Annotated in this window: 11 protein-coding genes; 9 read left to right on the plus strand and 2 right to left on the minus strand. The window is 69.1% G+C overall.

The genetic code is table 11. The annotated features are described in order from the left end of the window. Positions 1 to 61 precede the first annotated feature (61 nt). Entirely contained in the window at positions 62 to 1,420 is a 1,359-nt protein-coding gene (locus tag NBW77_RS02480) for a lysophospholipid acyltransferase family protein (protein ID WP_165486297.1), read from the plus strand. Between the two features lie 99 nt (positions 1,421 to 1,519). Next, positions 1,520 to 1,714 (plus strand): hypothetical protein, encoded by a 195-nt coding sequence (locus NBW77_RS02485; protein ID WP_250279224.1) that lies wholly within the window; start codon positions 1,520 to 1,522, stop codon positions 1,712 to 1,714. 28 nt (positions 1,715 to 1,742) lie between these two features. Here the strand turns inward: NBW77_RS02485 and NBW77_RS02490 are convergent, their stop codons facing one another. After that, complete coding sequence (locus tag NBW77_RS02490) at positions 1,743 to 2,645, minus strand: HAD family hydrolase (RefSeq protein WP_131748722.1); 903 nt, start codon at positions 2,643 to 2,645, stop codon at positions 1,743 to 1,745. Positions 2,646 to 2,816: 171 nt separating this feature from the next. Continuing rightward, positions 2,817 to 3,623 (minus strand): sigma-70 family RNA polymerase sigma factor, encoded by an 807-nt coding sequence (locus NBW77_RS02495; RefSeq protein ID WP_242606088.1) that lies wholly within the window; start codon positions 3,621 to 3,623, stop codon positions 2,817 to 2,819. Positions 3,624 to 4,225: 602 nt separating this feature from the next. On the opposite strand from NBW77_RS02495, the gene NBW77_RS02500 reads away from it, so the two are divergent. The 7 genes from NBW77_RS02500 to tyrS all read left to right on the plus strand — a co-directional run bounded on the left by NBW77_RS02500 (position 4,226) and on the right by tyrS (position 12,312). Then, positions 4,226 to 4,543: a glutaredoxin family protein gene (locus NBW77_RS02500; RefSeq protein ID WP_242606087.1), complete on the plus strand. Its 318-nt coding sequence runs from the start codon at positions 4,226 to 4,228 to the stop codon at positions 4,541 to 4,543. 201 nt (positions 4,544 to 4,744) lie between these two features. Next, positions 4,745 to 5,512, plus strand: a complete 768-nt coding sequence (locus tag NBW77_RS02505; RefSeq protein ID WP_131748719.1) for a redox-sensing transcriptional repressor Rex — start codon at positions 4,745 to 4,747, stop codon at positions 5,510 to 5,512. Beyond that, positions 5,509 to 6,891, plus strand: coding sequence for a glutamyl-tRNA reductase (locus NBW77_RS02510; RefSeq protein WP_250279225.1), 1,383 nt, complete (start codon positions 5,509 to 5,511; stop codon positions 6,889 to 6,891). Before NBW77_RS02505 ends, NBW77_RS02510 begins: the two co-directional genes overlap by 4 nt. Then, a complete protein-coding gene (gene hemC, locus NBW77_RS02515) occupies positions 6,888 to 7,937 on the plus strand; it encodes a hydroxymethylbilane synthase (RefSeq protein WP_131748718.1) in 1,050 nt (349 codons plus the stop codon). Before NBW77_RS02510 ends, hemC begins: the two co-directional genes overlap by 4 nt. A gap of 2 nt (positions 7,938 to 7,939) precedes the next feature. Next, positions 7,940 to 9,769, plus strand: coding sequence for a bifunctional uroporphyrinogen-III C-methyltransferase/uroporphyrinogen-III synthase (locus NBW77_RS02520; protein WP_131748716.1), 1,830 nt, complete (start codon positions 7,940 to 7,942; stop codon positions 9,767 to 9,769). A gap of 2 nt (positions 9,770 to 9,771) precedes the next feature. After that, positions 9,772 to 10,782: a porphobilinogen synthase gene (gene hemB / locus NBW77_RS02525; RefSeq protein ID WP_250279237.1), complete on the plus strand. Its 1,011-nt coding sequence runs from the start codon at positions 9,772 to 9,774 to the stop codon at positions 10,780 to 10,782. 195 nt (positions 10,783 to 10,977) lie between these two features. Continuing rightward, entirely contained in the window at positions 10,978 to 12,312 is a 1,335-nt protein-coding gene (gene tyrS, locus NBW77_RS02530) for a tyrosine--tRNA ligase (protein WP_250279228.1), read from the plus strand. Positions 12,313 to 12,330 lie beyond the last annotated feature (18 nt).

Here is a 12,330-nt window from a genome sequence, read left to right on the forward strand (position 1 = left end):
AGACGCGAGGAGTACCGGGCAGGTCTCGTAAAACAGGTCTCGTGAAAAGGTGGTCACGGGTGTGAGTGAGGCGCGGATCATCCCGCTCGGCAGCAAGGACGGCCGTGCCAGGACGGGCGGCGGTGCGGCTCGCCGTTCCCGGCCGCCGGGCTCGTCGGACATCGAGCGTGGTACCGGGGTCGACCAGGGTACCGGGAAAGGCGCGGTCGGTGACGAGGTGGTTGTCGGCAGGCGCATGACCGAGCATCTGGCCGTTGAGAACCGCGAGTCGGATCCGGATCCGGACGGCCCGACCGCTTCCGGGGCCTCGGAGGCGAACCCGGCCGCGGCCGGCGCCGGGTCCACCCATCCTGTGGCGGGGGATGGCGGGTCGACCTTCCCGAGGGGCACCCGCGGCGCAGGCGAGCGGGCCACCTCTGCGGGCCGGATGCATTCTTCCGGCCATGAGGCCGGCGATGTCGACGGAGAGCCGGTATCGGCCGTACGGGAACCAGTGGCCGGCCTGGGCCGCGGCGACCCGCCGGATGATCCGGACGTGGGTCCCACGGCGTCGCTACCGTCGGAGCCCCTCGCGGACGCGGGCAGCCTCGAACAGGCTCTCGCAGGCTTCCTGGCGTTTCTGCGCCGACGGATCACCGGTGACTACGTGGTCGACGAACACGGTTTCGACCAGGATCTCACCGAGAACGTCATCGCGCCGCTGCTCCGGCCGATCTACCAGAACTACTTCCGGGTCGAGACCCGCGGTCTGGAGAACGTTCCGGACATCGGTGGCGCGCTGATCGTGGCGAACCACTCCGGCACGGTACCGATGGATGCGATCATGACGGCGCTGGCAATCATGGACCATCACCCGGCGCACCGGCACCTGCGTATACTTGCCGCCGACCTGGTGTTTGCCGTGCCGTTTCTCGCCCCGATGGCCCGTAAGACCGGCAACACCCTGGCCTGCCAGGCCGATGCCGAAAGGCTGCTTGCCGGAGGTCATCTGGTGGGGGTGTGGCCGGAGGGTTTCAAAGGGGTAGGAAAACCGTTCAGCGAGCGCTACAAGCTCCAGCGCTTCGGCCGTGGGGGCTTTGTCTCGGCCGCACTGCGTACCGGTGTCCCCATCGTCCCCTGCACGATTGTCGGAGCCGAGGAGATCTATCCGATGATCGGTAATCTCAAGACGCTCGCCCGGCTTCTCGGGCTACCCTACCTGCCGATCACTCCCACGTTTCCCTGGCTGGGGCTGTTCGGCCTGCTACCGCTTCCGTCGAAATGGCTCATCGAGTTCGGTGAGCCCGTTGACACGGAATCACTGACTCCGGCCGCCGCCGAGGATCCGATGTTGGTCTTCGAACTCACCGACCGTGTCCGGGAGACAATCCAACATTCTCTCTACGGGCTGCTGATGCAACGCCGGTCGGTATTCTTCTGACACATGACTACTGTGGACCGGCCCCGGGGGACAGGACTCCGGGCGGCATCGTGGCGGACATGGGTGGGGCGTTGTCTTGCCGTCGGTTATCTGCTGTCGGTGACCGTGGCGGTTGCGTTGCTGGCTGTGATTGACGATCTTTTCTTGGCGATCTGGCTGGCCGTCATCGAGGTCGTATCGGTAATTGTAATCTTTTTCGTAACTCGTGGTAGCGAGCCATCCGGCCCGCCGCGCACCGCCCGGCTCGGCAGGCCGACCGATCCCGGCATGCCGAGCGGGCGCCGGCAACGCTGACCACCGGAATCCTCTGGGCGGGCTCTGGTCAGGCTGCTATTCCGGTGTACCGGCGGCGCAGCGCCATGCCGGCCGCAACCCCCCCGGCGAGCGCACCCATCCCGGCCGCTGTGGGCACGCCGATCCGGGCAGCCTTCCGCGCGGTCCGGAAATCCTTGATCGGCCACTCGCGTTCGCGGGCAACCGCCTTGAGATCAGGGTCAGGATTGATTGCGACGGGGTGACCGACCAGCGACAGCATGGGCAGGTCGTTGATGGAGTCGGAGTAGGCCCAACACCGGGAAAGATCCAGTTGTTCGCGTTCGGCGAGGGCCCGCACGGCGGCCGCCTTGGCCGGTCCGTGCAGTGGATCGCCGACGAGGTGGCCCGTGTAGCGTCCGTCCGCAACCTCGCTGACCGTTCCGAGCGCCCCGGTGAGCCCGAGCCGTCGTGCGATGACCGACGCGAGCTCCACGGGGGTTGCTGTGACCAGCCACACCCGTTGCCCCGCGTCGAGGTGCTGTTCGGCCAGCGCCCGGGTTCCGGAGTAGATCCGTTCGGCCATCCGCTCGTCGTAGATCTCTTCGCCGAAGCGGACGATCTCGGCGACCTCACGGCCGGCGACGAAGGCGAGCGCGGCCTCCTTGGCGTCCCGCATCCCGTCGGTGTTCTCCAGCCCCCGCACCCGGTAGGTGACGTGCTGCCAGCCGAACTTCAGCAGGTCCCGGGACTGGAAGAAGTCGCGCGCGGCCAGCCCGCGGGCGAAGTAGAAGATCGACGCACCCATCATCATGGTGTTGTCGACGTCGAAGAACGCGGCTGCGGTCGGGTCCGGCGGAGCCTTCGCGGCCTCCTCGGCGGCAGCCTTGAGCGCGGCGGTCGCCGCGGCCTCGGCATCGGCTCGGCGGGTCCTGTCGTCCGCCGTTCGCTCCTGGCGTGGTCGAAACCGCATCGTGATCTCCTGAGCGTCCACGGCGCGGAGGAGGACCGCGCTGTCACTGTGACCTGCGAAGCGTACGGTGGCATCAGGGTTTGAGGGATCCGAACTCCCGGGAGTCCGGTTGAGATCGAGAGGGTTGGCGGGGTTGCGGCCATCCCACGGTCGCCGACCGTCCCCGGGCTGTCAGACGGCTCCCTGGGGGATGTGACGTGCCAACGACCTGGTCGCCCGGAACTGCAGGGCTTTGATCGCGCCTTCGTTCCTGCCCATCGCCAGCGCGGTCTCCCGGACGGTGAGTCCTTCCATGAAACGTAGCACCACACATTCCTGCTGGTCGGGGCTGAGCGCGCGGACGGCATCCAACAGCGCCCTGCTGGTGAAGACGGCCAGTACGGACTCCTCCGGTCCGGACACGACCTGGGCCTGCGCGGCGGACAGGATGTCGTCGGTAGGGAACTCCATCCGTGCGTGGCCGGACTTCTTGTGATCAATGATCAGGTTCCGGGCAATGGTGATGAACCAGGCACCGATGTCACGGCCCTGCCAGGTGAAGGTGCTGATACCGCGCAGCGCGCGCAGGAACGTCTCGCTGACGATGTCCTCCGCCATCGCCTGGCTGCCTACCCGGTAGAGCACGTAGCGGAAGACCATCTCCAGGTAGGAGTCGTAAAGTCGCCCGAAGGCCTCGCTGTCACCGTCCTGCGCACGACGCACCAGGTCCGTCACGTCGATGTCCATCCCGCTGGTACGGGTGGAGGCCACCGGGTTGTGTCCGGGTTCGTGGCCGTCGACCTTGCCGTTGGATCCGCGGCCGTCGCCACGGGGTGCCTGGACGGAGGGTCGGCCCGACGGCGCACCCGCAGCCGAACTCGCCAGGAGCGGCATGCCCCGGATGGCGACATCCGGGGTGATCCTGATGCGCGAGAGTTCGGTGAGCAGCGCCGCGAGCCCCGCGGGATCGGAAGTCGGACGCGGCCAGGCCCGACTCACTTCGGTGATCCGCCGGTGACGTCATCAGGGCAGATCTCGCGGATCTTTGTTGGTGCCTCCGGTGCCCGGACGATCGTGCCCCAACCGTTTGTAGCGCGATCCTGCGCCCGTCGGATCACCTGTTTCTCTCGCGATCCCACGGATCCTTCGAGGGTCCTCTGGCATGCGCCCACCAATATCCACGTGGTAGCCCTCATTTCCGCGTCTCCGATGCGTGTGGGACATCGACGGCGGGCATAGTGGCTCCGAATGATCGAGGAGGCGGGGCGGAGCAGGGCACAGGCTGCTCGGGGACCGAGATCCTCCAGATATGTATCTGACGGGTCGGGCCGGCTGAAGGAATCGCGATCTTGGTTCCTTTCGGGCCCGGCCTTCCTGCCGCCGGGGTACCTCCGGCTGGCGCGAAAGGAACCCCGATGAGAGGTTCGGGAGGTCCTGAGGAACGCTAGGCAGCCGAGTGTAGCTAACGGCTCGGAGCTGGGCGCGCGCAGTGAGTCAAAGATGTTTAGTTGTCCGCTGCATTGCGGGGAAGTGTTTGTTGTTACTTTGTCGTACTATAGAAGAGATCTTCCCGTGTTTTTCGTTTTCTGATGATCGGAGCGATGATGAAGGCTTCCGCGGGCCGAGGTGGTGATCCTGCCGTCGGTGGTGTGCAGGCAGGCGTTCGGGTCGCCCTGCTGACGCGTGCCGGTTGCCATCTCTGCGACGACGCCCGGGAGGCGGTGGTCCGTGTGACGGTGGATGTCGGCGTTGGCTGGAAGGAGATCGACATCAGCACTTCGGCCGATCTCGCGGATGCCTATGGCGACCGCGTTCCGGTGATTCTTGTCGACGGACGGGAGCATGGTTACTGGAAGGTCGAGGAGACCCGCCTTCGGCGAGCCCTGACCGTCGGCCGCTGGGGATGGTCGCGTTCCTGAGCGGTCATCAGGTTGATCGGATGCACCTGAGTCGACCGGGTTACCTGAGCGCAAGATCACATCAACTTCGTGAACGCCTTCACGAAGTCGTAAACTCGCCCGGACAGTCGTCTACCGGCGTCGTTCGACCGCGAAGCACCGTGGGGGCGGACGGCCAGCATCGCCGGCAGCCGGGCGCCTCAAGCGGTGCGGGAGCCGTACATGACTGAGCTTCGGCGGGCAGCCTCGGTCGTCCGTGAACGCTCGCCAGTACCCGAGGCGACAGTTGCCCGACTCCCGCTTTACCTGCGGGTTCTCACCTCGCTGGCTGATCGGGGGGTTCATACGGTGTCGTCTGAGACGCTCGCCACGGCAGCGGGCGTGACATCGGCGAAGGTGCGTAAGGACCTGTCCCATCTCGGTTCCTACGGGACGCGCGGCGTCGGCTACGGCGTGGACCTTCTGCTGAATCGCATCGCCGCCGAGCTGGGTCTCACCGAGGATCGTTCGGTCCTGCTGGTCGGGGTGGGCAACCTCGGCCACGCGCTCGCCGGGTACGGCGGTTTCCAGGCCCGAGGTTTCCGCGTGGTCGCTCTGCTCGACATCGACCCATGCCGCATCGGTGAGTCGATCGGCGGCGTCGTGGTACGCCCGCTCGACGAGATGGAGGTCCTGGTCGAGCACAGCCGCGTCACCATCGGCGTCATCTGCACACCGGCGACCGCCGCGCAGGCGGTGTGCGACCGTCTCGTCGCCGCGGGAGTCACAAGCATCCTTAATTTCGCTCCGACCGTGCTGTCGGTGCCGGCAGGAGTGGACGTGCGCAAGGTCGATCTCGCGGTGGAGCTGCAGATCCTGTCGTTCCACGAGGCCCGTAAGCGGCCGGCATCCTCTCCGGACGGCATGACCCGAGCCACGGCAGGGCGGGCGTTGCCGCGGACCCGGGGCGGCGGTCCCCTGGTGGGTACGACCGGCGGTGAGGCGTCATGAGCCTGCTGGCGGTGGGCCTCAACCATCGGACGGCACCGACGTCCATCCTGGAGATGGCCGCCGTGTCGGACGACGACGTCCCGAAGGTGCTCCACGATCTGCTGCAGGCCGGGCGTGTCGCCGAGGCCGTGGTGCTGTCGACCTGTAACCGTACCGAGATCTACGCGGAGGTGGAGACCTTCCACGGTGGCGTCGCGGACGTGTCCGATCAGCTCACCCGCATCACTGGAACCGATCTCTCGGATCTTGCGCCGCACCTGTACGTCCACCACGACGCACGGGCGGTCAGCCATCTGTTCTCCGTCGTCTGCGGGCTCGACTCGATGCTGGTGGGGGAGACACAGATCCTCGGGCAGGTGCGTGCGGCGTTGCGTGCGGCCCAGGCGGACGGCAGCGTCGGGACCACGCTCGGCGGCCTGTTCCAGACGGCGTTGCGGGTAGGCAAACGTGCGCACAGCGAGACCGCGATCGGCACGGCCGGGGCGTCGATCGTATCGGTCGGGGTACGGATGGCCGCCACGGTGTGGCAGCCCATGGCGACCGGCACCCCCGACCCGGCACAGGTGGCTGGGCCGGCGTCCCCGGTCGATACGGTGCCCGCCGCTGACGCGCTGGCCGGTCGTCGGGTCCTGCTGGTGGGCGCAGGCGTTGTCGGAGCCCTGGCCGCGGCCGTTGCGCGCCGGGCCGGTGCGGCCGACCTCGTTGTCGCGAACCGCACCGTGGCACGGGCCCGGCGGATCGCCGAGACCTACACCGCCGAGACGGTCCCGCTCGCGGAGGTGGGCGACGAACTGGACCGGGCCGACCTGGTGATCTCGTCCACCGGCGCGGCAGGGCTGATCCTGACCCACCAGGCCGTCGCGGACTCGCTGGCCCGGCGTGACGGACGGCCACTCGTTCTGCTCGACCTCGCGCTCCCGCGGGACGTCGACGTGGACGTCCGCAACCTGCCGGGCGTCACCCTCATCGACCTCGACACCCTGCGGACCGCCCTCGACGGGCATCCGGCGGTCAGCGATGTCGAGTCGGTCCGGTCGCTGGTGGCGTCGGAGGTCGGCACCTACCTCGACCGGCGCCGGGCACACCGGGTCGCGCCGACAGTCGTGGCGCTGCGGGCCCAGGCCGCGGCTGTCGTCCGGGACGAGCTCGACCGGCTGCATACACGGCTACCCGATCTTGCCCCGCGCGACTGGGCCGTGGTCGAGGGCGCGGTGCGGCGCGTCGCGGACAAGCTGCTGCACGCGCCGACCGTGCGAGTGCAGCAACTCGCGGCGTCCCCGGATGGCGATTCCTACGCCGAGGCGTTGCGGGAGCTGTTCGACCTGCCCCGGGAAACCCCGGCCATCGTGTCCGCACCTGATCTGCGAGAGGCACCATGACGAACGGGAACCATCAGCCGGACCATGCAGGCAGCGGATCCGTCCCGTGCGCGGCCGGAAACCGGCGCGCCCTACGGCTGGGAACCCGGGGCTCGGCGCTGGCCCTCGCGCAGTCGACCCTGGTCGCCACCTGGGTACGGGAACGACTCGGCCGTGAGGTCGAGCTGGTGCGCATCGCCACCGCCGGCGACCGTTCCCAGGAGGCGATCAGCCAGATCGGGGGTACCGGCGTCTTCGTGAGCGCACTGCGTGAGGCGCTGCTGGCCGGCGAGATCGATTTCGCCGTGCACTCTCTCAAGGACCTGCCCACCGTCACTCCGGCCGGGCTGGTGCTGGCCGCCGTCCCCCCGCGCGCGGATCCTCGCGACGTCATGGTCACGCCGAGCGGACGCCTGCTGGACGAGTTCGGACCCGGCACCAGGGTTGGTACCGGGTCTCCCCGGCGAGCGGCTCAACTGCGGGCCCTCGGGCTCGGACTGAACGTCGTGCCGATACGAGGTAACGTCGACACCCGAATAAAGAAGGCGATCGACGGAGTGGTCGACGCGGTCGTACTTGCCCATGCCGGCCTTGACCGGCTGGACAGGTTGGACGCGGTGACCGAGGTGCTGGATGCGAACGTGATGGTGTCGGCTGCCGGGCAGGGTGCGCTGGCGGTCGAATGCGCGGCCGACCCTGACGTGCTGGAGTCCGGGTTCGACCGGGTAGACCCCTACCGGCGCCGAGGAACTCTCGCCGAGCTGCTACGGTTTGCGCTGGACGATCCACCATCGCGCATTGCTGTCGCCGCTGAACGCGCATATCTGGCCGCCATCGAGGCCGGTTGTAGCGCGCCGATCGGCGCCCTTGCCGATGTCCGGACAGCGTCCGATGGAGCACCGGATGCCGGTGCGATCCGACTTCGGGCGGTGGTCGCGTCGCCGGAGGGGAACGGTGTTCTCCGGCGCGAGATCATCGGCCCTGCTGACCACCCGGAGGCGCTGGGAGAGCGCCTCGCGGACGAGATGTTGTCCGCCGGAGCACAGACGCTGATGGGAAATCGCTGATCATGGCCACCCGCCGTACGAAGAAGCCCCTGACCCCGGTCGCTCTCGTTGGAGCCGGCCCACGCGACCCCGGTCTGCTGACCGTTCTCGCCACCGAGACGCTGGCCGGGGCCGATTCGGTGATCGTTGATCCCGATGTCGCTCCCGAGATTGTCGACAAGCTACCCGGTGAAGTGCTCCGGATCGGGGATCCCGAACAGGCAAAGCCGATTATGGACGCTGACGCGGCCACGGTCGCGGTCGTCGCCCGGGCCCGCGCCGGGGAACGCGTTGTCCGGCTGTACGCGTCAGATCCGTGGCTGACCGGAATCGGCACCGCCGACGCGCAGGCACTGGCCAAGGCAAAGATTCCTTTCCGTGTCGTGCCGGGAATTCTGACCGGCGCGGCCGTCGCGACCTACTCGGGAGTGGCTCCGGGGCTCCCGGTCACCTTTGCCAGCACGGCGGGAGTGTTCTCCGCCAGCGGTGTGCAACCGACGGTCACGACCCCGGTCACGGACACCCCTGGCCTGCCGCTGGGATCCGCACCGTTCGGAGCCAACCGCCTGGGCGGACGCGGTCTGTCCGGCCTCGGCGGCACCAGTCTCGGCGGTACGGGTCTCGGTGGCCCAGGTCTCGGCGGCGCCGGTCTCGCGGCCTCGCCACTGGGTTCGTCGCTCGGCCTGGGTGGGCTCGGAGCCCCTGGCACGCCGGGTTCGGACATCGACTGGGTGGCGCTCGCTCAGGTCCCCGGAACGCTTGTCGTGACGGCGGTGTCGAACGAGGTCGGCAAGGTGGCGGCCGCGTTGGTCGAACACGGCCGGCCGGGCGACACGCCCGTAGCAGTGACGGTGGACGGCACCACGACCGACCAGCGCACGGTCTCCTCCACCCTGGACCGGATCGAGTCCGACGCGGCTCCCGTCATCGCGAATGCCCCCTGCGTGGTGATGTCGATCGGCGCCGCGGTCGCGGCCCGCGGCAAGCTCTCCTGGTGGGAGTCGCGGGCGCTGTTCGGCTGGACGGTGCTGGTGCCCCGGACCAAGGAGCAGGCGGCGATCCTGTCCGATCTGCTGCGTTCGCACGGCGCGAGTCCGCTGGAGGTGCCGACGATCGCGGTGGAGCCTCCCCGTACAGCCGCCCCCATGGAGCGGGCGATCACCGGCCTGGTCTCCGGCCGTTACCAGTGGGTCGCGTTCACCTCCGTCAACGCGGTCAGGGCCGTCCAGGAGAAGGTCGAGGAACGCAGTCTGGACGCGCGGGCGTTCGCGGGTGTCAAGGTGGCTGCGATCGGTGAGGCAACCGCGGACGCGCTGCGCGCCTTCGGTATCCGTCCGGACCTGGTCCCTTCTGGCCAGCAGTCCAGCGAGGGTCTGCTGGCCGACTGGCCCGAGTACGACGAGGTGTTCGACCCGCTCGACCGGGTTCTGCTGCCCCGGGCCGACATCGCCACCGAGACGCTGGTCGCGGGCCTGAAGGACCGTGGCTGGAACGTCGACGACGTCACCGCCTACCGCACCGTGCGGGCCGCGCCGCCGCCCGCTCCGATCCGGGAGGCGCTCAAGGGCGGCCGGGTGGACGCAGTGGTGTTCACGTCGTCCTCGACCGTGCGCAACCTGGTGGGGATCGCCGGCAAGCCGCACGAGACCACGGTGATCGCGGTGATCGGCCCGCAGACCGCGGCCACCGCCGTCGAACTCGGCCTGCGGGTCGACGTCCAGGCGGCGGAGGCGACGATCCCGTCCCTGGTGCAGGCGCTGGCGGACTTCGCCGCCGAACACCGTGAGGAGCTGGGCAAGGTCGGTCCGCTCGCGGCCCGGCTACCCAAGCCCCGGCGCGGTTCCCGGCGGTGACCATGCCGTCGGGCGCCGCCGCTGGTGGGGCCGTCGGTTTTCCGCTGGCGCGGCCCCGCAGGCTGCGCCGGGGCGGTGCGCTGCGCCGGTTGGTGTCCGACGTCCGGTTACACCCCGCCGACCTCGTGCTGCCGCTGTTCGTCAAGGAGGGCATCGACACTCCGGCGCCGATCCCGTCCATGCCCGGCGTGGTGCAGCACACCAGGGAATCGCTGCGCAAGGCGGCGGTGGAGGCGGCCCGGGCCGGTGTCGGCGGGCTCATTCTGTTCGGCATCCCCGCGGACAAGGACAGCCGCGGTTCGGCCGCGGACGACTCGTCCGGGATCGTGCAGCTCGCTCTCGCCGATCTCGTTTCGGAAGTCGGCGACGATCTGGTGATCATGACGGACCTCTGCCTGGACGAGTACACCGACCACGGTCACTGCGGCCTGCTGACGGACAAGGGCGAGGTCGACAACGACGCCACCCTGGAGCGGTACGGCTCGATCGCGCTCGCGCAGGCCCGTGCCGGCGCCCATGTGGTGGCCCCGAGCGGGATGATGGACGGCCAGGTCGGCGCGATCCGGACGGCGCTCGACGGCGGAGGCTTCCCCGACGTGCCCATCCTCGCCTATTCGGCGAAGTACGCCTCGGCCTTCTACGGTCCGTTCCGGGACGCGGCCGAATGCGCGCCACAGTTCGGTGATCGCGCCGGCTACCAACAGGACCCGGCCCGCTCCGCCGTTGAGGCCCTACGGGAGGTCACCCTCGACCTCGCCGAGGGCGCCGACGCGGTGATGGTGAAGCCGGCGCTGGCCTATCTGGACGTACTGCGGGTGGTCGCTGACGCTGTGGACGTGCCGGTCGCCGCCTACCAGGTGTCGGGGGAGTACGCGATGGTCGAGGCGGCGGCGGCGAACGGCTGGATCGACCGTGAGCGCGTCATCGCGGAGACGTTGATCGCGATCCGCCGGGCGGGCGCACAGATCATACTGAGCTACTGGGCGACCGAGGTGGCTCAGCGGCTGCGCTGACCCGCCCGAGCCCGGGATCGGCTCGACCGCATGGCGGGCAGGCAGGATAGGACGGGACGCGGGGCGTCGGCGGCGGTCGGGTGTTGCCGCTGCTCCGAGGTCCGCGGTCCGTTGCGAAAGTCGTTTCTCTGGTGCCGGTTGGTAAGCGGGTGGCGGTCAGGTGAATGTGGCCGGGCCGCGGATGGAGGTTGTGGGATGGCTGGCCAGGCAGGTGTCGGCCTCGCTGCCGGTAGCCCGGATGGTGGTAGCCCAGCAGGTGGGGGTTCCGCAGATGGTGGTCCGGACATCGATGCACAGGCGACACGGTTGGCGGTCGGCTGCGCGGAGATCCTGCCGGTCGACGGGTTGCGGGCCAAGCTGGCGCAGGCCGCCCGGGAGAACCGGCCGTTGCGGGTGAAGCTCGGGATCGACCCGTCCGGCTCGGAGCTGACCCTCGGCCATGCTGTCGTGCTCCGCAAACTGCGCCAGTTCCAGGATTTCGGGCACACCGCCGTCCTGATCGTCGGGGACTTCACCGGCCGGGTGGGGGACCCTACCGGCAAATCGGCCACGCGCAAGGTGCTGACCGCCGAGGAGACGGTCGCCAACTCGCACGAGTACTTCGACCAGGTGATGCGCATCCTCGACCCGGACCGGGTGGAGATCCGCCGCAACGCGGAGTGGCTGGAGAAGCTGCCGTTGCAGGACTTCCTGACCGCCGCCACCTCCCTTACCGTTGCCCAGCTGCTCGAACGTGACGACTTCGCCCGCCGGTACCGGGAGAGCCGGCCCATCAGCCTGATGGAGTTCCTCTACCCGCTGTTGCAGGGGTACGACTCCGTCGCGGTCGACGCCGACATCGAGCTCGGTGGTACCGACCAGACCTACAACAACCTGGTCGGCCGTACGCTCCAGCGGGACGCGGGGCTCTCGCCGCAGGTCGTCATCACCGTGCCGCTGCTGGTCGGCACGGACGGCGTGGAGAAGATGGGCAAGTCGCTGGGCAACTGGATCGGCATCCGGGAGCCCGCCGCGGAGCAGTTCGGCAAGCTGATGTCGATTCCGGATTCGGCGGTGGCCACCTACGCGGCGTTGTGCGCCGACTTCACCGCGGCCGAGATGGCCGCGCTCACCGCCCGGATGGCAGCCCAGCCCGCCGAGGCAAAACGTGATCTTGCCGAGCGGATCGTCGCGCTCTACCACGGCGCGGCCGGGGCGGCTGCGGCCAGGGAGCAGTTCAACCAGCTGTTCCAGCGCCGGGAGGTGCCCACCGACGTGCCTGTCGTCCACGTGCCCGCCGGAGAACCGGTCGACATCCCCGGTCTGCTTGTGTCCGCCGGGCTCGCGAAGACGAAGAGCGAGGTTCGACGGCTCGTCGACCAGGGGGGCATCAAGATCGATGGTGTCCCGCTCGCGTCGGGCGAACACGTGGTGGACTTCGACCGGGTGATCGATCGGGTGGTGCAGCGGGGCCGCCGTCAGGCGGTGCGCGTGCGGGCTCACGCGGACCGGCCGGCCCCCGCGGACCGGCCGGCCCCCGCGGACCGGTAGGGCTCGCGGGCCGGTGCG

Source organism: Frankia sp. Cppng1_Ct_nod (assembly GCF_920656135.1).
Lineage (GTDB): Bacteria > Actinomycetota > Actinomycetes > Frankiales > Frankiaceae > Protofrankia > Protofrankia meridionalis.

Coding starts and splice junctions, on each gene's coding strand:
- NBW77_RS02490 (WP_131748722.1), bottom strand. CDS start 2,645: ATGCGGTTTCGACCACGCCAGGAGCGAACGGCGGACGACAGGACCCGC.
- NBW77_RS02500 (WP_242606087.1), top strand. CDS start 4,226: ATGATGAAGGCTTCCGCGGGCCGAGGTGGTGATCCTGCCGTCGGTGGT.
- NBW77_RS02505 (WP_131748719.1), top strand. CDS start 4,745: ATGACTGAGCTTCGGCGGGCAGCCTCGGTCGTCCGTGAACGCTCGCCA.
- NBW77_RS02510 (WP_250279225.1), top strand. CDS start 5,509: ATGAGCCTGCTGGCGGTGGGCCTCAACCATCGGACGGCACCGACGTCC.
- hemC (WP_131748718.1), top strand. CDS start 6,888: ATGACGAACGGGAACCATCAGCCGGACCATGCAGGCAGCGGATCCGTC.
- NBW77_RS02520 (WP_131748716.1), top strand. CDS start 7,940: ATGGCCACCCGCCGTACGAAGAAGCCCCTGACCCCGGTCGCTCTCGTT.
- hemB (WP_250279237.1), top strand. CDS start 9,772: ATGCCGTCGGGCGCCGCCGCTGGTGGGGCCGTCGGTTTTCCGCTGGCG.
- tyrS (WP_250279228.1), top strand. CDS start 10,978: ATGGCTGGCCAGGCAGGTGTCGGCCTCGCTGCCGGTAGCCCGGATGGT.